The 26,170-nt window shown below is 44.2% G+C and carries 18 protein-coding genes and 1 pseudogene; 3 read left to right on the top strand and 16 right to left on the bottom strand.

What is annotated here, in order from left to right:
• The first annotated feature begins 232 nt into the window (after window positions 1–232).
• Window positions 233–976, top strand: a complete 744-nt coding sequence (locus tag KTR06_RS10075; protein WP_008024992.1) for an NADPH-dependent oxidoreductase — start codon at window positions 233–235, stop codon at window positions 974–976.
• 118 nt (window positions 977–1,094) lie between these two features.
• Here KTR06_RS10075 and dnaA read toward each other — a convergent pair whose 3' ends face one another.
• From dnaA to KTR06_RS10060, 3 genes are all read right to left on the bottom strand, one after another.
• A complete protein-coding gene (gene dnaA, locus KTR06_RS10070; RefSeq protein WP_004299347.1) occupies window positions 1,095–2,507 on the bottom strand; it encodes a chromosomal replication initiator protein DnaA in 1,413 nt (470 codons plus the stop codon).
• 351 nt (window positions 2,508–2,858) lie between these two features.
• On the bottom strand, window positions 2,859–3,752 hold the full coding sequence (locus KTR06_RS10065; RefSeq protein ID WP_004299349.1) for an MlaD family protein: 894 nt from the start codon (window positions 3,750–3,752) through the stop codon (window positions 2,859–2,861).
• A gap of 9 nt (window positions 3,753–3,761) precedes the next feature.
• A complete protein-coding gene (locus KTR06_RS10060) occupies window positions 3,762–5,021 on the bottom strand; it encodes an N-acetylmuramoyl-L-alanine amidase (RefSeq protein ID WP_217290307.1) in 1,260 nt (419 codons plus the stop codon).
• A gap of 81 nt (window positions 5,022–5,102) precedes the next feature.
• Here KTR06_RS10060 and KTR06_RS10055 point away from each other — a divergent pair, with 81 nt between their 5' ends.
• Window positions 5,103–6,065 (top strand): bile acid:sodium symporter family protein, encoded by a 963-nt coding sequence (locus tag KTR06_RS10055; RefSeq protein ID WP_004299351.1) that lies wholly within the window; start codon window positions 5,103–5,105, stop codon window positions 6,063–6,065.
• A gap of 37 nt (window positions 6,066–6,102) precedes the next feature.
• A pseudogene (locus KTR06_RS10050) lies at window positions 6,103–6,465 on the top strand (hypothetical protein); the annotation flags it as partial.
• 192 nt (window positions 6,466–6,657) lie between these two features.
• Here the strand turns inward: KTR06_RS10050 and KTR06_RS24485 are convergent.
• From KTR06_RS24485 to KTR06_RS09990, 13 genes are all read right to left on the bottom strand, one after another.
• Window positions 6,658–7,083, bottom strand: a complete 426-nt coding sequence (locus KTR06_RS24485) for a transposase (protein WP_233562103.1) — start codon at window positions 7,081–7,083, stop codon at window positions 6,658–6,660.
• A gap of 31 nt (window positions 7,084–7,114) precedes the next feature.
• Entirely contained in the window at window positions 7,115–7,435 is a 321-nt protein-coding gene (locus KTR06_RS24480; protein ID WP_225451407.1) for a transposase, read from the bottom strand.
• A 264-nt stretch (window positions 7,436–7,699) separates the two neighbouring features.
• Entirely contained in the window at window positions 7,700–9,202 is a 1,503-nt protein-coding gene (locus tag KTR06_RS10040; protein WP_254306414.1) for a sulfatase, read from the bottom strand.
• Between the two features lie 84 nt (window positions 9,203–9,286).
• The gene (locus KTR06_RS10035) at window positions 9,287–10,747 is read right to left on the bottom strand and encodes a sulfatase-like hydrolase/transferase (RefSeq protein WP_225450773.1); all 1,461 of its coding nucleotides are present in this window, start codon (window positions 10,745–10,747) and stop codon (window positions 9,287–9,289) included.
• Window positions 10,748–10,779: 32 nt separating this feature from the next.
• On the bottom strand, window positions 10,780–13,092 hold the full coding sequence (locus KTR06_RS10030) for a family 20 glycosylhydrolase (protein WP_087320599.1): 2,313 nt from the start codon (window positions 13,090–13,092) through the stop codon (window positions 10,780–10,782).
• Between the two features lie 22 nt (window positions 13,093–13,114).
• Window positions 13,115–14,599: a sulfatase gene (locus KTR06_RS10025; protein ID WP_225450774.1), complete on the bottom strand. Its 1,485-nt coding sequence runs from the start codon at window positions 14,597–14,599 to the stop codon at window positions 13,115–13,117.
• A 22-nt stretch (window positions 14,600–14,621) separates the two neighbouring features.
• Complete coding sequence (locus KTR06_RS10020) at window positions 14,622–15,848, bottom strand: glycoside hydrolase family protein (RefSeq protein ID WP_143241477.1); 1,227 nt, start codon at window positions 15,846–15,848, stop codon at window positions 14,622–14,624.
• 27 nt (window positions 15,849–15,875) lie between these two features.
• Window positions 15,876–17,336 carry an arylsulfatase gene (locus KTR06_RS10015; protein WP_225450782.1) on the bottom strand — a complete coding sequence of 487 codons (1,461 nt, stop codon included), beginning with the start codon at window positions 17,334–17,336 and terminating at the stop codon, window positions 15,876–15,878.
• Between the two features lie 73 nt (window positions 17,337–17,409).
• Window positions 17,410–18,993, bottom strand: coding sequence for a sulfatase (locus KTR06_RS10010; protein ID WP_087320596.1), 1,584 nt, complete (start codon window positions 18,991–18,993; stop codon window positions 17,410–17,412).
• Between the two features lie 121 nt (window positions 18,994–19,114).
• On the bottom strand, window positions 19,115–20,251 hold the full coding sequence (locus KTR06_RS10005; RefSeq protein ID WP_087320593.1) for a DUF1735 and LamG domain-containing protein: 1,137 nt from the start codon (window positions 20,249–20,251) through the stop codon (window positions 19,115–19,117).
• A gap of 14 nt (window positions 20,252–20,265) precedes the next feature.
• Complete coding sequence (locus tag KTR06_RS10000) at window positions 20,266–21,234, bottom strand: glycoside hydrolase family 18 (RefSeq protein WP_225450775.1); 969 nt, start codon at window positions 21,232–21,234, stop codon at window positions 20,266–20,268.
• Between the two features lie 15 nt (window positions 21,235–21,249).
• Window positions 21,250–22,848 carry a RagB/SusD family nutrient uptake outer membrane protein gene (locus tag KTR06_RS09995; protein ID WP_217290305.1) on the bottom strand — a complete coding sequence of 533 codons (1,599 nt, stop codon included), beginning with the start codon at window positions 22,846–22,848 and terminating at the stop codon, window positions 21,250–21,252.
• A gap of 13 nt (window positions 22,849–22,861) precedes the next feature.
• Window positions 22,862–26,161, bottom strand: a complete 3,300-nt coding sequence (locus KTR06_RS09990) for a TonB-dependent receptor (protein ID WP_087317202.1) — start codon at window positions 26,159–26,161, stop codon at window positions 22,862–22,864.
• Window positions 26,162–26,170 lie beyond the last annotated feature (9 nt).

Raw genomic sequence — 26,170 nt, 5'->3', positions numbered from 1 at the left:
TTATCGTTAACAAATGTAGGCGCAAAGCTAAGAATGTTTTTTCATCTATCAAAATAAAAATGAATTAATTTATTAACAGGTTGCAAGTTTTCCATTTGTTTATGCTAAGTATTTGATAAACAGATGAAATTGAAATTTGTTCAAAGGTTAAAGTTTTCCAAAAAGAAAACTATTCTATTCTGCTAGTGTGGTGGAATATTTTTTTCTTTTTATATCTTTGCAAAAAAAAGATATGTTTGAAACCGTAAAAAACAGAAGAACTATCCGGAAATATCTGCCTAAAGATATAAATCCGAGTTTGTTAAATGATTTGCTTGAAACCTCTTTCCGTGCTTCTACGATGGGTGGGATGCAACTTTATAGTGTGATTGTGACCCGTGATGCGGAAATGAAGGAGAAACTTTCGCCTGCTCATTTCAATCAGCCGATGGTAAAAAATGCTCCGGTCGTATTGACTTTTTGTGCTGATTTCCGTCGTTTCAGCAAATGGTGTGAACAGCGGAAAGCAGTGCCGGGCTACGATAATTTAATGTCTTTTATGAATGCGTCTATGGATACTTTGCTTGTTGCGCAGACTTTTTGTACGCTGGCGGAAGAAGCAGGACTCGGCATTTGTTATTTGGGAACTACCACTTATAATCCTCAAATGATTATTGATACCCTCCAACTCCCCGAACTGGTATTCCCTCTCACCACAATAACGGTAGGCTATCCGGATGGTATTCCCGCACAAGTAGACCGCTTGCCTTTGGAAGCTGCCGTGCACGATGAAAAATATCACGACTATACACCGGAAGAAATAGATAAACTCTATGCCTACAAAGAATCATTGCCGGAAAACAAGCAGTTTATCGAAGAAAATAAAAAAGAAACATTGGCTCAAGTCTTTACGGACGTGCGTTACACAAAGAAAGATAACGAATTTATGTCCGAAAATCTATTGAAAGTACTTCGCCAGCAAGGATTCTTGAAATAAGTATTAAGTATTTTTCAAGTATTAAGTATAAAGTATTAAGTATTACCCTGGTGCGAAACCGCATAATAAAGCCTGTCCGTATGGATAATACTTAACACTTTATACTTAATACTTGATTTCAGTTTCTCTTTTTCAGTAACGATTCTATTTCCTGTACTTCTGCACTAAAGCTTTTGTCCACCTCCAATTGTCCTTTTACGGTTTTGCAGGCGTGAAGTACCGTTGCATGGTCTTTGTTACCGATAAACTTACCTATCTTAGAAGTTGAAAAGTCTGTGTGGTTTTTAGCTAGATACATGGCGATCTGTCGTGCTTGAACGACTTCCCTTTTTCTGGATTTTGTATGTATGGCAGACGGTTCCAGATCAAAATGTTTGCATACCACTTTGAGGATATCATCGATGGTAACCGCTTTTGTTTCGTTATGAACCACGCCATGTACAATGTGTTGTGCCAAATCCAAATCTATTTCTTTGTTGAAAATAGTGGAACGAGCCATGATAGCAATGACGATACCTTCCAGATCGCGTACACTTTCATTCACATTTTCGGCAATATAATCGATCACTTCCGGCGGGAATTGTAACCCGTCGCGGTGTATCTTGTTGCGTAGAATGTTTTTGCGAAGTTCTACCGTCGGCTTTTCAAGCTCGGCTACCATACCCCATTTGAAACGGGTCAGGAGGCGTTCTTCAATACCTTGCAACAATACAGGAGCACGGTCTGAAGTTAATATAAGCTGTTTGCCGTTCTGGTGTAAATGATTGAAGATATGGAAGAAGTTGTTCTGCGTCTTGGTGACACCGGCAAACTCCTGAATATCATCAATGATTAATACATCGATCGTCTGGTAAAAGTTAATAAAGTCGTTGGTCGTGTTATTGCGTACAGAATCCGTATATTGTACCTGGAACAAATGTGCCGAAACGTACAATACTCTTTTCTCTGGATAAATTTCTTTGATTTTCGTGCCTATTGCGTTTGCCAGGTGCGTCTTTCCTACTCCGGATGCTCCATAAAGGAATAACGGGTTGAAAGCAGTCCCTCCCGGTTTTTGCGCTACGGCTTCCGCCACACTTCTTGAAAGTTTATTGCTGTATCCTTCAATGAAGTTCTCAAAATTATAATTGGGATTCAAATGCGGGTCCAAATCCTGAACGGCAGGAGCCTGTAGGAAGCTGGGAGCTTTGTTTCCTCCGATTATGCTTTTGGGAGTAACAGCCGTAGAACGATTGCTTGCTTCGAGATTCACGGTTTGATTCGGAATCGAAGTCTTGTCCACCATGACATTGTACATCAACTTGGTTCCTTCGCCAATGACCTTATATAATGTCTTACGTATAAGATCTACGAATCTCTCTTCCAGTATTTCATAGAAAAACTGGCTCGGGATCTGTAAGATCAACGTTTTGTCCTCATATTTCAACGGAACAATAGGGGCAAACCAAGTATTATATGTCGTCTCGGGAACATTGTCTTTAATAACGTCGAGACAGCGGTTCCAAAGTACGACATGATTTGATTCAATCATAGTAACTTTTAATACATTTATTAATTAAGCAAAACTTCTACGTTTGCAAAATTGGGAATCTTATTCGGAAAAAACAAATCTATTTTTTCTTGTTTTTTTCATGCTAACAATAATGTGTTTACTTTCAATGACTTATGCGTTTGTTGTCGGACACACTCTGTTTACCCTCTCTTGCAGTTTTATAAGTATCTGTATGTTAATGTCTTATATATATAATTTTAGCCTTTTTTCTCACTTTTGTACGTTTGTACGGGAATATTATTTCGGTTTGTAGATAGACATTTGAAGAGCAATCTACTTTCTTTTGAAAGCTCTTCGTTATTTAGATAAAATCTATATAACGATAATTTGCTACTTGTCTTTCTTGCCGAATAATGAGAAGTGAACGTACCGTTTTGGATGCTCTTTCAGGTCTTCTAATAAGCTGGCTGCATTTTCAGTTGTTGCATTCAGATTATTGTATAAAGTCGGGTCGTTGAAGAGCAGTCCGATAGTGTTATCTTTGCTGTTTAATTTTTCTGTAAGTATTTTTACGTTAGCCAGCGTTTCGTCTATTTTTTTGAAAGTGGCTGCATAGTCTACTTCTTTCAAATTTCCGCTGATGACAACGAAGTTGTCTCCGATGGTGTTCAGTTTACTGGTGAGTTGAGGTATGTCATTACTCATCAGCCCTTTTACCTGCGAACTGACTACTGCCAGGTTGGCGGTTGTCTTCTCTATCGAGTGCAGGGTGGCAGGGATGCTCTTGTCTCCTAATATATTGTTCAGAGAGATGAGGATAGAATCCAGTTTCGGAAGCATTTCTTCTACCTTGGGGATCAGTTTTGCCGCGCTTTCCATCATTCCGTTGTTCAGTGTGCCGGGGATCGTATCTCCTACGGCATATTTTTCGCGCGGGTTGTTTGCCAGAAGAATATTCATGCGTACGCCTCCCATAAGTTCGGATACAAGCTCGGCGCTACTTCCTTTGGGAATCCGCAGTTCCGTGTCCAGTTCCACTTCGACAATTACATTTCCGGGTTTGGCATAATCATAATAGATGTCACGCACGATACCTACACGAACACCGTCGGCAAATACCGGGCTTGATTTGGTGAGTCCGTTTACGTTTTCAAATTTGGCATAGAAATAGCTGGAAGGTTGAAACATGTGTATACCTTTCAGCCAGTTAATTCCGTATATAAGCACACATAGTGCAACGATACCTGCAATACCTATTCTGACTTCTTTTGTAATGTACTTCATTTTATCTTTTTATTTATTTCTTCTTTTTTTGAATTCGGCAATCGCTTCATTGACGTTCATTTTCTCGCCGTTCCGGAAAGCGATGATAAAGGCGTCTTTGAATTGTGCCGTAATGGTGCGCTTCGTACGCAACACCTTGTTATAATCGGAGGAGGCTCCATACGTGTATTTGTATATTCCCCCTTCCTTATAATAATCTACCTCTTTCAGTCCTTTCAGCCGTTTGTCGTTTTTGGCGAGAGGTTTGGAAGAAGTAAGTATCTGTATCTTAAACGTAATTTCACTGTCATTGGTTGCACTCTCTACTACAATTGGGCGTTTCGGTGCTGTTTTTGCTGTCGCGGCAGGTCTTGTTTTTGCTTCGGCCAATAGCTTTTCCTGTTGGGGAGCTGTGTTCACACTTTCGGTATCCTTTTGGGCAATTGCCGGGGCATTGTCTTCTTCCTGTTCGGTTGGGACGATCGTTTTGCTGACTCCCGTTAGGCGCAGTTCATGTTCTCTCTTATAATTTAAGAAAGCACGGTAGATGCCTTTTGCCATGGTGTCGGCCCCTTCTTCGGAATTCAGATAGCGCTCCTCTTCGGGCGTAGAGATAAATCCTAGTTCTATCAGAATGCTCGGCATGGCACTCGCTTTTAAGACAAGGAATCCGGCTTGATGCACTCCACGGTCTGCCCTTCTACAAGTTTGGCGAAATTGTTTCTGCATCAGCGAAGCCAGGTGTACACTCTGCTCCATGTATTTATCTTGCATGAATTCAAATATAATATATGACTCGGCAGAGTTCGGGTTGAAACCGGCATATCTTGTTTTGTAGTCACTTTCGTAGAGGATTACGGAGTTCTCTCGCTTGGCAACTTCCAGATTAGCGTCTGATTTGGCCAAACCCAGTGTCCAGGTTGAAGCACCTTTTGCGGTACGGTTGTTAGCCAGTGCGTTGGTGTGAATGGAAATGAAGAGATCAGCCTTCGCGTTGTTCGCAATTTCTGCGCGTCGGTCTAAAGGGATGAATACATCTTTGCTACGAGTGTAAATCACTTTGACGTCGTCGCAATTCCTTTTAATCAGATTTCCCACTTTCAGGGCAACGTTCAGATTGATATTTTTCTCTTTCGAGATTTTGCCGATGGCGCCCGGATCATGTCCGCCATGTCCTGCGTCGATAACTACTACAAAATCCTTCCCCCATAAGTGGTTAGTACATGAGGGTAGAAAAAGTAGCCAGAGGCAAATGAATATGTATAATATGTACGGTCTATTCAGTTTCATATCTATAATACGGTGCAAATGTAGTAGAAATTTGTAGAAAACTCATTATTTGCCATTAAGTTTTGTGTTTTTTTCGGTTTAATGGTAGCTTTTTTCCTGAAATCTCCGTTACTTTGTGCTTCGAAGTTAAAATGTACGACGATGCTTAAGTTTTTGAAGAATTGGACGTTACCTATTGCTATGCTGGTAGGTGCTATAGGTTATCCGCTGTTTATCAGCCTTTCTTTTCTGACTCCCTATCTTATTTTTACGATGTTGCTATTGACCTTCTGTAAGGTATCTCCTCGTGATTTGAAGCCTAAACCTCTCCATTTGTGGTTGTTATTGATTCAGATTGGCGGAGCGTTGGCTGCTTATTTGTTGCTTTATCGCTTTGATAAAATAGTAGCAGAGGGAGTGATGGTTTGTATTATTTGTCCTACGGCTACGGCTGCTGCGGTGATTACTTCCAAGTTGGGTGGGAGTGCAGCCAGTCTGACTACTTATACATTGATAGCAAATATCGGTGCGGCTATTGCTGTGCCTATTCTTTTTCCTTTGGTGGAGGTGCATCCTGATGTCACTTTTTGGGAGGCGTTTCTTGTTATTTTAGGTAAGGTATTTCCGTTGTTGATTTGTCCTTTTTTGGCTGCCTGGTTGTTGAGTAAGTGTTTGCCAAAAGTGCATCAGAAGTTATTGGGCTATCATGAACTTGCTTTTTATTTGTGGGCTGTGTCTTTAGCTATCGTAACAGCGCAGACATTGTATTCCTTGCTCAATGACCCAGCGGATGGTTTTACGGAAATCATGATTGCTGTCGGAGCACTGATTGCCTGCTGTTTGCAGTTCTTTTTGGGGAAGACAATCGGCTCAATTTATAATGACCGTATCAGTGGCGGGCAGGCGTTGGGACAAAAGAATACGATTCTGGCTATTTGGATGGCACATACTTATTTGAATCCATTGTCTTCTGTGGCTCCCGGTTCGTATGTGTTATGGCAGAATATTATCAATTCGTGGCAGTTGTGGAAAAAGAGAAAGAATGAATTGAAAAATCAAGCGTAAGACATTAGACAAAAATCGTATAAATCATTTGCCGTTGGTTGATGATTTGGTGTTGAATGAAAAGTTGCTTCTTGTAGAAATTCATCAGCCACTGGCTGATGAATTCAATTGGGCTGATTTCCTTTCAATCGGTTTTAGTCATCATGCCGAAATAATATTCAAGGCTAAGACTCTGGAAGTAAGGCTGTTTTATATACATGAGTATGTTACTCGCTATTGGAGTAAATACACTTTAAGGGATTACTTACAAGCAGACCTATACAGCCATCGGGGAACTTTGCCTAATAATTTCGCACAAACATTGCCCGATACTAAGCAAGCGCTAAAAGCTATTTGATCATTCAAAGACGAATACTTGCTTGATTTCATCAACGTGGAAGAACTGGGTGAACAGGAGGATTTATGGTAGTCTTAAATGACGTAACTGACTGTATAAAACGGTGGCAGAAGAAATGTAATCAGTCTCAAAGGGTGATTTGGCAAGTATATTGGGAATAAATGTTATTTATTCAAAAAAAGATAGCGATATATCTAAATTATGAAAGTGCTTTTATATTTTATATCAAAAAACAAAAGTACTTTCAGAGCCTGTTTAAATTTTCTTCAATAATAATTTTATCGCTGATATTTTGACCATTTCCTCTGCCGAATCGAATGTTAGTTCATAGTTTCGGCAGAGCCTCCTGTCATTTTCCATCCATGAAAATGTTCTTTCCACAATCCATCTTTTGTGAATAGGTTTGAATCCCTGTTCTTTGTATGCGCTAATAACCACCTGAATTACATAACCGAATTTATTTTTGACGTTCTGAATAAGCTCTCCCCTATATCCTCCGTCTGCTAATATGACTTTTATTCCTGAACAAAGTTCTTTCAATACCCTCATTAGCAGATAAGCAGCCTTACTGTCATGAATATTGGCTACTGTAACCATCACTGCAATAAGGGAGCCATTCTTGTCTACACCAATATGGCGTTTGACGCCTTTCACTTTTTTATTGCCGTCAACTCCGTTCAGAGACTGGTTATTGCCCCATTTAACGCTTTGGCTATCTATATATGCCTACACTGGGTTCCATGTTTTGACTCCGCTCTACCCGGACATGACCACGTAATCTGTCAAGAAGCAAATCGAAAACGTCGAGAGAAGCCCATTTCCGGTAATAGTAATAAACTGATTCCCATTTGGGGAACTCTTTGGGAAGCATACGCCACTGGCAACCCGTTTTTACTAAATAAAATATGGTATTCCAAATCATACGCAAATCATATTTTCGCTTTCTTGTTTGCAGGTTCAGCACTTTTGTTATATATTGCCACTCGGTTTCCGTTAAATCTGTCAGATACATCTTTATTATAAGTTTGCTCACTTCAAATAAAGATATTATTGGGCAGGTACGGAAACCTTCTTAAAATTTTATTTCAACCATTTTTAAACAGGCTCTTAATTGAGATGTTTTTATCTGATTGCAAAAATACGTCTAATTCTCCTTATAAAGTCTTAGTTAAACTTCCTTTAGTCTTAGTTGGAAAAGAAAATTCGGAAAATTCTCAGTAAATTTGCGCATGAAAAAGTTCAAAACCATTATAGGATTTTGAATAAGTGACCAACTCGTCCCTTGGTCAACCGGGTTTCAGTTTTTCTTCTGTTCTTCTCCGACTTCCTGTTGCAGGCGTTGCATTTCCTGCTTCATCTTTTTGATGACCTCTGCATACTCCTTGTCATTGTAGGCGTTATGGTCTTCTTTCGGATCTTTCAGTAAATCGTAGAATTCCCAGGAAGGTTCGGAGACGTAGTCGGAAGAACCGGTCATATTCAGCGGATCACCATATAGATACATGAGTTTGTACCGGTCGGTTCGCACGCCGATGTGTGCCGGACGAATCTTATGTTGGGTCCAGTAGCGATAATAAATGCTTTTTCGCCAGTCTTTGGGTGTTTTCCCCTTTAAGTTGTCGCGGAAGCTCCTGCCTTGAGTGCCTTGAGGGGCATCCACATCGGCAAAGTCGGCCAGTGTAGCTGCGAAATCCACATTCAGAATTAAATCATCCAACCGTTTCCCGGCCGGCAGTTCGCGTGGATACCGAATTACGAAAGGCATACGGGCGGCTTCTTCGTAGAACATGCGTTTGTCATAAAATCCATGTTCGCCCAGGAAATAACCTTGGTCCGCCACGTAAATCACAATTGTGTTGTCGGCAATGCCCATTTCATCAAGTGCGACCAGTAGTTTGCCGATGTTGTCGTCTATGGTGGCTCCACATCTCAGGTAGTCGCGTATCAGTTTTTGATAGGCGGATTTGCGGGCGGCAGTGGGATGCATTCCTTTGGTACTGAAAGGTAGCTCGGGGTAGCGGCACCACCACTTGTCGGGATCTTCCGAGGCTACTTGCCAGTTACGGGCTATGGTTTCCAGTTTCTGTCCCTCGAAGGTCCTGCCGTTCGTTTCGGGACCCCAGTCCAGCAGGTTCTCCGGTTCGGGAAATACGACTCCGTCATACAAATGCCTCATCCGTTCCGGAAAGTCATACGGCTCGTGGGTGGCTTTGAAGTGGCAGCACATCAGGAAAGGCTGCGTCTTGTCCTGTTCTTTCATCCATGCAATGGCTTTTTCGGTGACGATGTCAGTTGAGAAGCCGTGTACACGTTCGCCGAAGTTCCGGTTACCCGGCCAGGGGACATCGCTGTTCTTGAAGGTGGGGTCGCGATATTCGCCCTGGTCGTGGAATACGGAGTAGTAGTCGAACCCTTGCGGTTGCGACTTCAGGTGCCACTTGCCCACCAGCCCTGTGTGGTAGCCGGAAGCTTGCAGTGTAGTGGCTATGGTGGGTAGTGCAGTGTCAAGGGTATCTTCCAGCGTATATACTCCGTTGCGGTGGCTGTATCTGCCGGTCAAGATGGCTGCACGGCTTGGCGTGGAGATGGAGTTGGTGCAGAAACAGTTATCAAGTGTCACGCCTTCCTCCGCCAGGCGGCGGATATTTCGATTTTGAGCATACTCTGCCAGGATTCCTCCATAGATACCCCATGCTTGCGATGTGTGGTCATCACTTAATATGAACAGGATGTTGGGACGTTCGTTTTTTCTTGTCTCCGCTTCCGGGCTGTCGGTGGCAGCCATTCCGGAAGTTGCCATCAGAGGCAGCAGGCCGAGATATAAATATTTTGTATTCATTGATGTTTTTCGCTTTGGTTTAATATTATTTCGCTTACTTCGTTTTTATTCGAAGATATATAAATTTATCAGTTCATCCCAGGTGATTTTATGTCCGTCTTTCCACCATAACGGGGTGTCGATATTACAAAAGTCTTGTTGCTCTTTCAGGCGTTGAATCAACATTTCTTTATATGCGGCGGCTTTTTGGGGCATCGCGTCAGCAAGGTTTGCCATTTCTTTCGGATCCTTCTTCAGGTTGAATAACTGCTCCGTGATTTTACCTTCCACATTGTAGATGATATACTTATAATCATCCTTTACCAGTGCCCGTTGTTGGTTGGAGTATGCCAGGAAGATGTCGTCACGAAGTTTGTCTGTGGTTCCTTCCAACAAAGGTTTTAGAGAAACGCCTGTTACTGAAGCCGGTATTTCGATTCCTACTATGTCGCATAGGGTGGGGTAAAGATCATATAAATAGCATAAGGCATCGGTTTTGAATCCATGTTTTTTACTGCGTGGGTCGATGATTAGCATGGGTACACCCACACTGTGCTCATAGAGGCTTTGTTTGCCCAACAAACCGTTTTGTCCCATTGCCAGGCCGTTGTCCGATGCAAATACAATGACCGTATGCTCTCTTTCGCCCGTGGCGTTCAATGCGTTGAGCACCCGTCCTATCTGTTCGTCTACTTCGCTGACCATTCCGTAATAGAGGGCGAGTTCCTCCTGAAGTTGTTCGCCTGTGCGGGGTGGGGGAAGAATTTGTTCGTCGCGGATAGCCAGTTCGCCATTGTCGAACGGGTGTTGCGGCAGAAAGTTAGTGGGTAGGATGATGTCTTTGGCTTTATATTTCTTTCCGTAGTCCGGCAATTGATTTCGTGGGTCGTGCGGGGAAGTGAATGACACGAATGCCATGAAAGGGTTTTGGGCTTTTGCCGCGGTGCTGAGGAACTCGATTGCCGCATCGGCAAACATTTTTGAAGAAAACTCTTCTCCGATGAAAGACGTCTCTTTATATTGGCCTGTTCTATCGTAATGATGCAGACGGGGAGAGCAGTGTCCGTTCTTTTCGTAAGGATGCATCCCACCGAAGAAGATGTTCTCTCCTGCGGCAAACGAACGGTTGAAGGAGGCATGGTCTGAATGCCATTTGCCGGTAGCAAATGTCTGATAACCGTTGGCTCGTAATTGTTCGGGAAGTGTCACCATGCATTCGGGTATCTTCATGCCGTCGCTTTGCACTTCAAATACTCCCCTTCCGGTCATCAGCATGGCACGGCTGGGCATTGACAATGCACCGCAAAGGGCACCGTTGGTGTAAGTGCGGGTAAAAGTGACACCTTCGGCTATTAGGCCGTCGATATTTGGAGTGTACACATTTTTATTCCCTAAGGCTGCGATGGCATCACTTTGCATATCATCTACCAGCAGGAACAGGATGTTGGGTTTTTCCGTTTCCGGTTGGCATCCGCTCAAGGCCGTCAGGGCGAGTGAGGCGGATAACAGGGTTTTCATTGTTTTCATGGTCGTTCGTTTTTAACTTCTTAATTAAGCCATTAGTATACTTCTATCTCATCCACAAATAGGAAAGGCGGCATTCCGGCGCCAGAGTGTCCGGGCGGCAAGGCTTCAAAACCGTTTGCGGTTACTTTTACGTAGCGTGCCTGCGCTTCATCGAAGTTGAGCTCCAGTGTCTCCCGGCGCTTTCCTTCCATCCGGGCTTCGGGAGCCGGCCAGGTGCGCGAGGCCACTTCGCTGAACTCCTTTCCGTCAATTGACAGTGCAATCCGCACGCTCTCTATCCCCATGATATAGGAACTCATGTCTGTCAGTGACGAGAGGCAAACTTGCTTCACTGTCTGCACGCTTCCCAAGTCTATTACCGCCTGCAACGGATGAGGATTATAGCCCACCCACAACCCGGTGGTGTGGAAAGCTGTGCTCCGCACGCCGTCTACCAGTATCGTGCCATTGTTTCCATTATACCTATCTGACGGTTTTGTCAACAACTTTATGTCGGCAAAAGTGGCTTTATTGATTCTGACATCTTTCTCCAGCACATCGCTGTGCAGGCCGGACGGAGTGTAGGCAATGGCTTTCAGGCAGGCATCTGTCGAAACGTAAAACGGAACTGTGTATTTGAGGGACTTGGGAGTGGGAGTGCTGCCATCCAGTGTGTAATAAACGTTTGTGCCTTCGAGGGTCTTCAACGTCACTTCCAGTCGTTGGTTTTTCATATCCGGCCGGTATCCTGCTTCTATTTCAAAGAAGTGAGGGGCATATCTGAAACCGTTTTCACGGTACAGGTCGAGCATTACCGGTAGCCGTTCTAGAAAGTCGAGATAATTTTTCCGTCTGCTTCCGCTCCATGTAACTTCGGCGAAGGCGGCCAGTCGGGGCAGCATTTTATAATCCAGCGTTTTGTTGTCAGGTACGTAAGAAGCCCATAGGCAGGCTTCTGCTCCCAGTATTTTTTCTACGTCTTTGTCTGTCATTTCGGGTGTGACGATCTCCGTACTATAAAGTTTCTGCATCAATACAAGTCCTCCGGTTGCCGCGGGCTCGTTTTCCATATTGCTTGACTGATAGTTGTTCAGGTAGAAATGCCCGTTGGATGAGAAAATTACCGGATGATTTTGTTTGACGGCTTTTACGCCACGTCCCAGTCCTCGCCACGACATGATTACGGTTTCGGGGTCTATATTGTCGGAGAGGACTTCGTCCCAGCCAATCATTTTTTTCCCTAACGATTTCAGATAAAGAGCCACTTGCTTGTTGAACTCGCTCTGTAACAAATCTTCCGCAGACTCTTGTTCCGTATCTTTCAGGCTGTATCGGCGGATGATTCTTTGGCAGTCCGGACAGGCTTTCCAGCGGTCTCTCGGCACTTCATCGCCCCCGATGTGCAGATAAGGCGAAGGGAAGAGTGCGGCCACTTCCGCTAATACATCTTCCACAAATTGCCGTGAAAATTCTTTGCCCATGCAGAGTACGTCTTTGTGTACTCCTCCGCGATCCATAGATACCTCGTAAGGGCCACCGGTGCAGCCTAACTGTGGATAGGCGGCAAGAGCGGCTGTGGTGTGTCCGGGTAAGTCTATTTCGGGGATGATGGTGATAGCACGCCCTTTTGCATAGGCAATTACTTCCTTTATTTCCTCTTGTGTGTAGAAACCACCGTAACGTTCGCTGCCGGTGCCTTTCCAAGCGCCTACGCGTGTCAGTTCCGGATATTTCTTTATCTCTATTCTCCAACCCTGGTCGTCTGTGAGGTGCCAGTGGAAATAATTCAAACGGTGCATTGCCAATAGATCGATGAAGCGCTTTACTTGCTCCACCGTGAAGAAGTGGCGGCTTACGTCTAGCATCGCTCCCCGGTAATTCATTTCGGGATAGTCTTCAATTTCGATGGCAGATAGCGTGAAAGGTGCTTTCTTTTGTAACAGTAGAGATTGCTTTAACCATTGTAAAGCATAAAATGCTGCGGAAGCATCTTTGGCTTCAATCACAATGCTGTCCGCATTTACTTTCAGCCTAAACCCTTCGGTGGGCAATGCCGCATTATGTTTCAGGAGGATACAATTCTTCAGGTTCTTTTCTCCTGTACTTTTTTTAAAGGTTATGCCGGTGTGTCTCTCCATTTCGGAGATACATGTTGAGACACTTTCCGGCAATTCGTTTTTTCCTGTCGGATAGATAATTGTGGTACGTTCATCAATTGTGAATGGTTTTCCAGCATGAATTGTTATATCGGCAGGCTGGGGAATTTGCAGATAGGTCGAGGCCGGCTGTTGAGAACAAGCCTGTACTAGTAATCCGATTCCCAGTAGGATAACTCCATGTATGTTTTTTAAGTTTATGGTATTCATTTGTAATCGTTATTTGTTTACCTCAATCTATTCTTCCCGGTTCTCTCCGATTTTTTCCCGGTTGTCCTGTCAGGTCATCTCCCAAGTCCTCCCGGCACTGGTCGGCTATCCGTTGTAGTTTTTCTGCAATCGCGGGATGCTGGCTGATGACATTGACCCGTTCACCCGGATCACGTCTCAGGTCATAGAGTTCACATTCGGTTATTTCTTTTTTACCCAGTTCACCCGGTTGTCCGTCATTGCCTGGCATTTGTGTTTCGTAGGATACATATTTATGGGGGAATACCAGTTTGTAATATCCGTCGGTGATGGCTTGCAATGAGTTCCTGTGATAATACATACACAGTGATTGGCGTATGGGGGCTTTGTTCGTTCCTTTCAATATGGCTGCCATGCTCAGTCCGTCTATCGGTAACTGGGGGTGTGGTGCACCGGTCAGTTCCACCAAGGTGGGCAGGATATCGATATTCGACATCAGGTCGTTGCAGATGCTTCCGGGGGCGATTGTCCCTTTCCAATAGAACAGGCAAGGTACGCGCATACCGCCGTTGAAGGTGGTAGCTTTTGCCTCTCGAAGTCCGCCTGACGAACCTGCATGATTGCCGTAATTGGCCCAAGGTCCATTATCCGAAGTAAGGATGACCAATGTATTTTCTTCTACTTTAGCCTCACGCAAGGCCTGCATGACTTTTCCTACGCTCCAGTCCAGTTCCATCATTACGTCTCCATAAAGTCCCTGCTCGCTTTTTCCCTTGAATTTATCCGATACAGCCAACGGAACGTGAGGCATGGAATGAGCCAGATACAAGAAGAATGGTTTGCCGCTGCCGGTACTTCTCCGGATAAAGTCTACCGCGCGGTTTGTATAGTTGGTGGTTAATTCCGACTGTTCTGTATTGTAGCCTATTACTTCATTGCCTTCAATCAAAGGCAGATCGGGAAATTTATATTGGGGGTGATTAGGCCACATATCATTGGAGTAGGGTAATCCGTAATATTCATCGAAACCATGCTGGAGTGGCAGGAATTTCCTGGCATCTCCCAGATGCCATTTGCCGAAAATGGCTGTGGCATATCCTTTCGTTTTCAAGAGTTCGGCAATAGTTTCTTCCTTGTCGCTTATACCAGTAGGGGAGTTTGGGTTGGGGGCGTAGGCAAAACCTATACGGTTGGGATAGCATCCTGTCATAAGGCCGGCGCGGGATGCACCACTGATGGGTTGTACCGCATAGAAATTGGTCATGGACACTCCTTCGGCCGCCAGTTTGTCGATATGGGGAGTTTGATATCCCACAGCTCCCTTGAAAGAGAAGTCGCCGTTTCCGGCATCGTCCAAATTGATCAGGACGATATTCAATGGTAATTCTTTGTCGGAATGCGCACAGCTGCTTAATAAGGCGCAGCTGCCTAAGAATGCTCCGCTTCTCAATAATATTCTGCTGCTGGACAATACTTTGCAACTCAGCAACATGTTGTCTTTCAACTTTTGAACTGTTTTATATTTCATTGGGTTTAATAGTGTTTTAAGTTTAATTCTTCTTTATTTTTATCCTTATCTGCACATTAAACGAGCCACCGTTTATCTTAGGATTTACATTGTCGATGGAACATGCAGCATAAAGCACTTCGGGGTCTCCTTCTTCATTCAACAGCAGTTGCGGGCGTTCCAGGCGTTTAACTTTCACGGTATCTCCGTTTGCCAGTATCAACTCCTTTTTCATGAACAAGGAATGTTGGGGGAGCTGCCACTTGATGCCGTCGTTCGAACGCATGATGGCCAGGCATGCGTCTCCTTTGGTGAACTTTCCGTTGAAGTCCTTGAATACGGCATAAAAGCACTTGTCACGCTTGTGATACCATACGTAAGGATCTTCTGCTGATAGTTTTCCTTCCACACCTTCCAGATGGAAGACGGGTTCATCCAAAGCTGTAAACGGACCGTCCGGGTGGTCGCTGATGGCAACTCCGTGAATGCCGCGCCAATGCGGGTCGTAGATATTCCCTTTAAAGAATAGCAAGTATTTGCCGTCGGTGGGACGATAGACTACGGCAGGGTTCACCACAATCAGGTTATCCGGCTTCGGCTCTGTACCCTGGGGTGAGGGAGCCAGCACGTTGTCGGGCTTCACCCGCGTGCGCGGCTCAAGCAACGGCTTGTCCGAGTGTGTGAACTTTCCTTTCAGCAGGTCGGGAAACGACTCGAACACGATTACGCCGATTTTCTGGTTCTGCTGTACCCTGTCTCTTTTGGGTAGAGTGTCTGTTTCTGAAAGCACATTGTCATTGCCCGGATCTACTGTTGCCGCATAGTACAGGTAGTATTTGTTGCCAAACTTGCGCACATGCGGATTTGAAGTGCTTTGGGCATCCCACGAGGAAGTGTCAGCGGCAAACCCGTCCTGGTTGTAGAAGAAGCCCAACTGGCGGAAACCACCATCGGGACGTTCAGAAACCGCCAGGCCGAGTTTAGAGCCGAATACCCAGGCGTTGTTGAAGGGATGTACTCCTGTTTCGGGTGCGGAGTAGATCATGTAATACTTTCCATCTTCGGCTTTGCTCACCGAGCCGCCCCAGGTGAAGTGCCCCGGTACTTGCAAGGCGGATGTTCCTTCCACTTCATACCCGCCTTCTATTTGTTTCACCTGTAAGTCTACGGGTTCTGCTTCAAAGATGTATTCGTATGTCGGCTGGTGACCGGTACAGCCCAACAAGCCGAATGCAATGGCAATATATTCTGTTTTCATTCTGTTTCTCATGGTCATGTATGTTTTCTTGTTTATTCGTTACTTTTTAGTTGACAGTCCTGAAGGATAATTAGGACTGTAAAGCAGGGTTTTCTCCCTTTTCTGCAACTGTCCGTCTTTCACCCATTTGTCGCCACGTTCGCTCAGGTGCTCTGCCATTGCGCGGCGCAGTTCATCTGTTTGCTTCCGGTATTTCCTGTTGGTTATCTGATTCACTGTTTCGTGAGGATCTTTCACTAAATCAAACAGTTGTTCTTCACCTGTGCGCAGGAACCATATATATTTTATCTTTCCATCTGTAAGCGCACACCAATAGTTTTCTTCCGAGTAACAGGTGGCATGCTCCATATCTATCCAGCGCCGCCACTGTGGATTTTCTTCTTTTATAAGTTTTAGCATTGAACGGCCGTCCATTGCTTCGGGCGTTTCTCCCCCCGCCGCATCTAAAAATGTGGGCAGAATGTCTCTCAACTCTACCGGATTCTCGATGACTTTTCCTCTGCAGTGTACGCCTTCCACGTCTTTCGGAGTTTTTATAATCATCGGGATGGCTGCAGAACCCTCGTAGGCATAGGTTTTCCGCCATGAATGATGATCTCCCATCATATCCCCGTGGTCTGAAGTGAAGCAGATAATTGTGTTGTCATACATGCCTTTCTCTTTGAGCGCTTTTACGATTCTTCCCACTTGTTCGTCGATAAAAGTGACGGCTGCATAATAATGCTTGCGGGTATTCTTTACATATTCGGTGCTGAATTGGGCAAATGCGGCGGAAGAATCAGCTTTGGGATCGGTGATGTCTTTGCCTATATGCTTGCTCCACTCTCCTTCGGCGGGGGCGGGGATTTCTATGTTTTCGTACATCTCCAGAATCCGTTGCGGAGGATCGTAAGGGCTGTGAGGACGGGCGAATGATATCTTCAAGAATAGCGGCTGTTCACCTTCATAATGCTTGATGGTACTTACGGCCACGTCGCCTGTCCAAACTGTGGGATGTAGGTTCTCGGATAGTTTATAGGTAGAGGCGGCGTGATCGTTCCAACCAATTCCTGTAGCATCGGGATTCTTACCCGGCGCGACGGTCATGAACCATTTTCTGTAGTCGCTGCGGAAATAGGGCGATTCTATCCGTCCGCTTTCGTCGAGGATGGTGGCATGAAAACCGTGCAAGGCGTTTTGAGGGCGCCAGTGCATCTTGCCGATGCCCAGCGTGAGGTAGCCGTGATCACGTAGCATTTGCGGCATCTCGAATTTATAATGTTCCGCCACATTGCCATAACCAAGCATGCCGTGATGCCAGGGCGAAAGTCCGGTCAGCAATCCTGCGCGTGCCGGGGTGCTGCTGGGGGTGGCGGAATAAGCGTTGTTGAATAAAAAGCCGTCTTCTGCCAGGGCGTCTATGTTCGGGGTTATGATTCGGTCGTTTCCCGCACACCCTATCGCGTCTCCACGTTGTTGGTCGGTCATTATGAAGATGATATGCGGCTGTTTCTCTGCCATTGCCTGTTGTGGCAGGCAGAAGGGGACGGCCAGTCCCGATAACCAATAAGTGTGTTTCATGATCTTTTGTTATTTATAAGGATATGGGAGCACCGTATTGTTGTTGAAGAGTTTTCAACTCATCCTTCAATTGGCGGGTTATTTCTTCGGTGCTTTCCCGACCGTACAGGTTGTTCATTTCCGAAGGGTCTTCTTTTAGGTCGTACAATTCCCAGACATCGATATCATTGTAGAAATGTATCAGTTTGTACCGTTCCGTCCGTACGCCGTAATGCCGTTTTACGGCATGTTCCGCCGGGTATTCATAGAAGTGATAGTATAAGGAGTGTCGCCAGTCGTCAGGCGACTCGCCTTTCAGCAGGGGTACTAACGATACGCCTTGCATGTCTTCGGGGACGGACACTCCGGCCAGTTCCAGGAAAGTGGGGGCATAATCAATGTTCTGGACCAACTGGGGGATGTCGCCCCGCTTGTTTAGTCCGCGGGGAAGTCTCATTATTAATGGCGTATGCATGGATTCTTCGTACATGAATCGTTTGTCAAACCATCCGTGCTCGCCCATATAGAATCCTTGGTCGCTGGTGTAGACCACCAGGGTGTTGTCCGACAGGCCTTTTTCGTCCAGATAGTCCAGTACGCGTCCTACGTTGTCGTCCAAGGATTTTATCACCTTGGCATAGTCGCGCATGTAGCGTTGATATTTCCATTCCGCCAGTTCTTTTCCTTGCGGCTTGGTTTTATAGAATTCTTGGATAAGTGGAGAATAAAAGGCATCGTATTGTGCCCGTTCTTCGTCGGTCATACGGCTTATGAACTTTAGATAAGTTGCTTTCAGCCGTGAATCGTCTTTTTCGCTCAGCATTTTTGTGTCGTACATGATATCCATGTGTTTCAGGATGCTCATTTCGGCTGAGGCGGCGGCTGTGCGGTTATGGTAATCGTCGTAAAAGTTTTCGGGAAGTTCAAAAGTCTGGTCTTCGTATTCGGACAGGTATTTCAGTTCCGGCAACCAGTTGCGGTGGGCTGCTTTGTGGTGAATGAACAGGCAGAAAGGCTTGTTCTTGTCTCTCTGCGTCTCCAGCCAGTCGATACTCATATCTGTGATGATATTTGTCAGATAACCTTTCTTTTGTATGGTATCGTTGTCCATGGTGATGAAGTCCGGATTGTAATAGTCTCCTTGTCCTGGTAGAATCTCCCAGAAGGTAAATCCTGTCGGTAAACTTTCGAGATGCCATTTGCCTATCATGGCGGTTTCGTAACCTGCCGCTTTCAGGAGTTTGGGCATAGTTTGTTGTGAAGAGTCGAAGACGCAGGTGGTGTTGTCGGTAAAACCATTGGCATGGCTGTGTTTTCCGGTGAGCATACACGCACGGCTGGGACCGCTTAGCGAATTAGCCACAAAGCTGGAGGTGAAACGAACACCGTCAGCCGCAATACGGTCGAGGTTAGGGGTGTGGATGTGGCGCTTGTCATAACAACTCATCATTTGGGCGGTATGGTCATCAGTCATGATGTAGACGATGTTGTAACGTTCCGCATCTTTTCCTTCTCTTCGGGAAGTATGGTTGCAGGCAGATAAAAAAAATAGAGAATTGAATCCGATAATAGAATACCCCAACTTTATCGTTATATGGTCTGTTAAAATGTTCTTCATATATAAATAGGGTTGTTTCCGGGAAAATAGTTAGGTTTTAGTAACGAGAGCGTTTCATTTCAGGAAACGCTCTCGTTATCTTATAAAAGCTGATTATAATCGATGATATTTGGAATCAGAATCATTCTCCGTCATCTGGAAAACGTACACCAGTCTTCCAGGTTGCTTCTTTCACAAGTTTGCCATCTCTTTGATGACTGGAATAATCTTTGATTATGGTTCCGCTTCCTTCATTACACTTCCAATAAACTTCCAATCCCGGAGTCTGAGGTGAGACAACATACATATTATTCGAGATTTCAGCTTGGCTGCGAGCTACAGACCATACGCGAAGTTCGCTAATACTTCCCTTCAATGTATAGGCAGTATTTACGCTATTTGCAAAGCCTATTTCTTTCATCTCGAAAACTTCTCCCGGAAGAGCATGCGGAGTTGTAAAATCCAGTACCCCATCTACATAGAAACGTATGTTTGTTCCATCGTAAGTTAATGCCAGATGATACCATTTATTAGCCGTAAAGCGTGTAATACTTTGTGGTTTCCCAGAACCTATTTTAGCCTGGAATTGGTTTTGTTCACAGGTAACATCTCCGAAGCGAGTATAAATATTGTTTTTCCCGTCGGCTCCCTTTATAGTCCATTGAGTCACATTGTTTCTGTTAAATGCATCCATGCATAAATTCCACTCTAATGTCCATGATGAAAGCCCTTCTATCATAGATTCTGGAACAATAGAAATAGCATTACCATTGGCTAAATATGGTACTGTAGTTACTATTATCTGATCCAAAAGTACTATTAAAGAAGATGAAGACAATAGTTTCTCGGCTCCGTTTGCATTAACTATAGCTACGGGGATAGCATATTTTTTGGTTGCGTCGATAGTTTCATCAAAAGGTTTTATTATCAAGTTTGTCGGTGATGAACCGATTTCACCAGCTTTGATTGTTGTCGTACTTTCCGAAAAACTGTAAAATTTTTCCGGCAACAACTGATAATCTGTACCGTTTTTCTGATTATATGCTTGCAGTGCCGTTGCATCTGTTCCGTATTCAACGGTTACGTCCGTTGTCATCATGGTACCTAAACGGGAAGAGATAACAGTTTTGGCTCCCGTATCGTCAATAGTTACTTTTTTTGATTGGGATTTCTGCGCATCGGTCAGGAATACCCCATTCTCTATCACATCATATTCTGATTGGCAGGCTGCCAAAAGAGCAACCATGAATATTATTCCTATTTTTGCTATATTTTTCATGATTTGTTCAGTTTTTAATTGTTGGGATTGGCCGGATTCATTATTTGAATGGCCTGTCGCATGAACTTATATTCCGGATCGTGTGCATATTCATATTCCATATGGTATGCTCCGCATCCTCCTTTACGTCCTTCTTCGGGATGCCAACCGGCCATGCCCAATAAGGAGGGCATTTTATTACCTTCTTCATCTGTATAGGTTACACCGCCATTTTTCCAATAGGACTCAAAATTCTCGGTTACAATGAGGCGCTCCGGACCTATATATTTACTGACTCCGTTGTAACGGCTTTGGAGTCTGGAAGGAGCAGAAGTATTATATGCTTGAGATACGGCATAATCAGCATATTGCCATCCTTCTTCCGTAATGTAACTGATATGTCCATCTACCATAATTAGTTTGTCCGGACCTAAATTTTTGCGCATTTCACGTAATAGCGTAGTCATGTTATCCTTGTTGTAGAAGAGGTCACCGGCTGAACATTCGTGGTCAAAATCTATCCCATCATAACCATATTTGAAGATAGAATCGGATAATGCCTTTGCTGCTGCGGGAATATCTTCTGCCTTGTTTTCAAACGGACATACTCCTCCTTTGAATAAGTTGGACATATTGTGAGAGAAAAGCGTGAATGTGATTCTTGTTCCATATACCTCCTGTACGTATCTCATATCATCTATGTGATTTTGAGTTAAGTTATATTTGTCTCCCCATATAGATATGATATCCATACTGTCGGGTGCACTGCGCAATGAACCTCTTGCAGAAGTTGATGTGCCTCCGTTCCAAAAGCCGAACCACCCAAAAGCTATTTGGTGGTCCGTCTTTTTATAAGCTCTTAATTTCCTGTAGTATTCTTCTGATTTGGGAGTTCCATCCAGATTTTGTATTATATTTGCTTCGGGCATGGTCCAGTCATCGCATGCTTGCATAAACAATCCCAAGCCAAATACTAATCCGATAGTTTTCAATATATTTTTCATATGATTTACTTACTTTTAGTTTATTGATTTATTTTCTATATCCCACCATAAACGGGTGCCACCGTTGTCCTGACCACCTAATAATTGAATGGCTTCTTGTATGTTTTGGGGATTTAAAGTGTATTCTGATTTGGCAAATGGCAGTCTGCGTATTTGAATATCCGTATCAACTGTTCCACTGCTATTATTGACTGCTACAGGGAATAATTTAGGATAACCGGTACGGCGGAATTCCGTCCAGGCTTCCTGACCATTTGGGAACGTGGCAATCCATTTCTGGGTGATAATACGTTCAAGCTTCTTGTCCTTGGAATCATTCTCTTTCCAGCCAATGGTTATGTTACTGACAGCACCTATGTTATTGGACGACTTTAGAGGATCTACATAGTTAGCGGCTTTCTTCACTTCATCCGTCATATACTCATTGGCACCACTTGCTCCCCATTCGTTGAAAGAAAGGCGAATACCTTCTTCATAAGCACTTTGAGGAGTAGCACCTCCCATGTTCCATCCTCTTAAAGCACCTTCGGCTTTAAGAAAAGCAACTTCGGCTGCATTTATCCAGATTATTGGAGTGTTACTTTGTATGTTCGGGGAAGAGTATCCTAGCCGCGAGTCTTTATTGCTGTCCAAGTTGAGGCCTGTTCGAAGAGCGAAGTAACCGGATGTCTCATTCAGGGTACCTTGCGTGAACATTTTACTCAAACGTGGGTCTTCATAACCTGTCAGTATAGACCAAATGGAAGCTCCCATACGAATGTCTTTATAATTGGCCCACATTGTGTATAGTTGATTAACTACGTCATTGGCTCCCACCGTTTTCACCCCGGCGTTATCATCATTTGAAGTTATTACCCCTAATGAATGAGATATAGCCTTTTCAGCTTGTTCTTTTGCAACTTCCGGCTTTACGAAAGCTAGACGCATTGCTAGACGCAGACGTAGTGAATTGGCAAATTTCACCCATTTGCTGTAATCGCCTCCATAGACCAAATCGTACTCTGCCATAGGTTTTGAACCGGGATTGTTCACGGTAAACTTGGTCAGGACTTCAGCCGCTTTGTCCAGTTCTTCGAAGAACTTCATATAAACAGTCTCTTGGCTGTCGTATGGAGTGGTCATCGAACCGCTTCCTACCTGGGTGTAAGGCAGAGGCCCCCACATGTCGGTAAAGCGATGCATGGAAGCAATTTTAAGAATCTGTGCCCATTGGTAGATGTGGGAGTTTTCATCGCCATCTACGCTTTTCTTAATTTCGATATAGGCGCCGATAGCCTGGGTATATACTTTTTCGAACGGATTATTCAGCCAATTATCCTGGAAGAAGTAGGTGGCATTGTTCTTATTGCTGTTGAAATTGGTGGGAATGGCCATGTACCCCGAATAGATATCTCCTACCAAGTTTTGCGACAATTGAAACTGATTGTTATGCGTAGAGACCACATTGCGTTGCAATTGAGGGAAGAAAGCTCCGACTTTCACGTTATCTCCTTCCAGTATGTCTTCGGTGGCTTCGTAAGGGGGGACATTATCAAACCATCCGGTGCAGGATGCCAGGGAGATGGCTCCGGCAAAAATCATTCCTTTTCCAATATTTAATATATAGTTCTTCATGATAGTATTATTTTTAGAATTGCATTCTTACACTGAATCCGACATTTCTCAAGCTGGGTTGCATAAAGTAATCCAATCCCTGGAAGTAGGTACCTGTAAATGCGATACTTTCCGGATCGAACGGGGCTTTGTTGTAAATCATCCAAAGATTGCGTCCTATGAGGGAAACTGTCATATTCAATTTGTCATTAAACCATTTCTTCGGTAAGTTATAGCCTAAAGTTAGTTCTTGCAAGCGTACATTGGTAGCACTGTACACATAGTTAGATAACATGCCGGTATCACCTCCGCCAATATATTCATAAAAATACTGTGGGTCGAGTTTACCGAAGTTGACTGTTACGCCACCATTGTCACGTGCGATTGCTGACGCTTCCGATACTCCGTATTTGTCGAGTATAGCCTGAGTGGCTGACATCACTTCTCCACCAATGCGGGCAGTCAGCAAGAAGCCCAGGTTAAAGCCTTTCCAGGAAAGGTTGTTGCGGAAACCTAAGTTAAAATCCGGATTGGCATTACCTACCTTCTGTAAATCTTCTACTGTCTGGAGCTGGTTGGTATCGGGATCTACATAAATAAATCCGGAACCATCTTGGCGCAAACGGCTGGTTACATATATATCGCCCATTGAGCCGCCTTCTTCCAGTATCATCCGATATGTTCCAAATTTGGAAACTTCCAGACTGGGAATGTTGAGTAATTCACCCGTAAGTGGATCCGGGTAATCACGTACCAATTCTTTTATTTCATTACGGTTCATACTGAAAGTAAGCTGTGAGTTCCAGTTCAGGTCCCCGAATTTATTTTCGTAAGATACCATAGCTTCAATACCCCAGTTTGCTATATCACCTGCTTGAATATAGAATGTTGAGTATCCGGAGGAAGCGGAAGCTTTGGCTTCAAATGTCTGATTGTATGTATTTGATTTGTAATAGGTGAAGTCGAGGCCAACATGCCCGTCAAACAATTTGGCATTTGTACCTATTTCAAATGATTTGGTCCGCTCTGGATGCAGTTCTGGTACCGGCATGTGGGTGTTGGTCTCAAATTCTCCACTCGAACTGTAGCCGAAAGTCGGGATTGTGAGATAACGTGAAGGTGCATTACCTACGGAACTATAAGAAGCTCTCATTTTCCAGAATGTCAACCACTTCGGCAACTTCACCATTTCAGTGATTACTCCTGAAAGACCTACAGATGGGTAGAAGAAAGAACTGTTGGGTGTGTTGACCAAAGCCGATGACCAGTCGTTGCGTGCTGTAGCACTCAGGTAAATCATGCTTTTCCATCCCAGTTCCGCACTGGCAAATACCGATTGGGTTTGTTCTTTCCAACCATCCTGTTTGATGCGCGAATTATTTGCCCCCAAATCTACATTATGCAAAGTGAAGAAGTTGGGAATCATGCTTAACTGACCTTCCGCACCTACATAATCCATACTTACGTCCTGGATGCTGGCACCCACATTGGCAGTGAGGTCGAAATCATTGAAACGTTTGTTGATATTGACCAGGAAGTCAGCATACAATTGTTTGTCTACGTCCTTACGGTCGCCATAATATCCTTTGCTTTGAGCAAATTTGGCATCTGTGCTGGCATAAAGTTTTTTTGTATGTCGGGTGTTGGCATTGTCAATGCGTACACGTCCGCTGATATCCATCCAGTCGAACACTTTATATTTCAATCCGGCATTTGCCATATAACGATCCCGATCGTTATTGAACATATTGCGGTTGATGATCCAGTATGGATTCTGCATTGCCATGCCCATTTCACCATAAGGCCAGTGTTGGGTCATCAGCTGACGGCCTTCGTCATAACGTTCGTACATGCGATAGGGGGTGAAGTCTTCACCGCGAGGAAAAAGGTAGAGAGGAACAATCGGGTTAAAGTATTGTCCTTGCGAGAGCATGTTCTGGTCTTTCTGAATCACGTAGCTGAAACCTAAGTCCAATGTCATTCTGTCATTAAAGAAATTGGAGGTATTACGAACTGTAAAGTTATAACGCTGGTATTTATTGTTCGGAATGATACCTTCGGCTGTTGTGGAAGATGCCGATGCGAAAGTCTGGTTCTTTTCATTACCCAGTGAAATGGACAGGGCAGTAGTGGTATTATAACCTGTACGGAAGAAATTCAGAGGATCATAGGAAGAAGGGGTTGCCAATTTGTCTCCCCAGCTCGAAAATTCGCCCGGTTTGTTGCCGTATGTGTTCTGGAAACGCGGAGTTACGAATGGGTTGGAAAAATCCGTGTTATGCGATAATGTTATTTTAGGTTTGCCGGCAGCTCCTTTCTTCGTGGTAATCAGGATTGCACCATTGGCTGCATTACTACCGTAAAGCGCCGCTGCCGCAGGACCTGTCAATACTGACATACTCTCGATGTCTTCCGGGTTAAAGTCGGCAATGCCTTCACCTTTGGGAGCTGCAGTATAAAAACCTTGGTTCTTTTCGACATCGCCTCCATTTGTATTATTCAAAGGAACACCGTCAACTACGTACAACACGTTGTTGCTTTTACTGATAGATTTCACACCGCGCATCACTACTTTGGTAGAACCTCCGATACCCGAAGAACTACTATTAATTTGTAGCCCGGCTACTTTTCCGGTCAGCGAGTTTACAAAGTTCGCGTCTTTTACCGTAGTGATTTCATCAGATTTCACTTCAGTGAGGTTATATCCCAATGCTTTTGACTTACGCTTGATACCTAACGCTGTTACAACAACTTCTTCCAATAGTTCAGCGTCTGCTGACAATTGGATATTATAGATATTATTATCCGTAACTTTTAGCGTTTGTGGGGCATAGCCGATGTATGAGACCTCAATCGCATCTCCCTGATTCACTTCCAGAGTAAAATTTCCGTCTATGTTTGTAATGGCACCTACACCGGGTTTCCCCTTTACAACGATGTTCACGCCAATCAGGGGCATATTTTGATCATCTAATACCTGTCCGGTTATCTTCTTGGATTTTCTTTTCTCTTGTTTAGGCTCTTGTACGATCATGATATGGTCTCCCTGGATTTTATAAGCAAATCCTGTACCTTTCAATATTTGGTCAAGGGCTTTTTCTATTGTCGCGTCAACGACATTCAGTGAAATGGTTTTATCGGCGCCTAATTGTGATTCATTATAGGCAACTGACATTTTAGTCTGTTTTTCAATTTCGGTCAATGCCTCTTTCAAAGAGACTTTTTCTTTTTTAATGGATATTTTTTTCGCATTTTGGGCGAAAACTACTGTCTGTGAGAGCAGCAAACAGCAAAAAAAAGTTATAATTTTAGCTTTTAATCGATATATGTTCATATCTTTGTA

The sequence above is a fragment of the Bacteroides sp. MSK.20.12 genome (genome assembly GCF_019052435.1).
GTDB lineage: Bacteria > Bacteroidota > Bacteroidia > Bacteroidales > Bacteroidaceae > Bacteroides > Bacteroides xylanisolvens.
The sequence above is the reverse complement of the archived record's forward strand: the minus strand, read 5'-3'. Positions and strand labels throughout refer to the sequence as shown.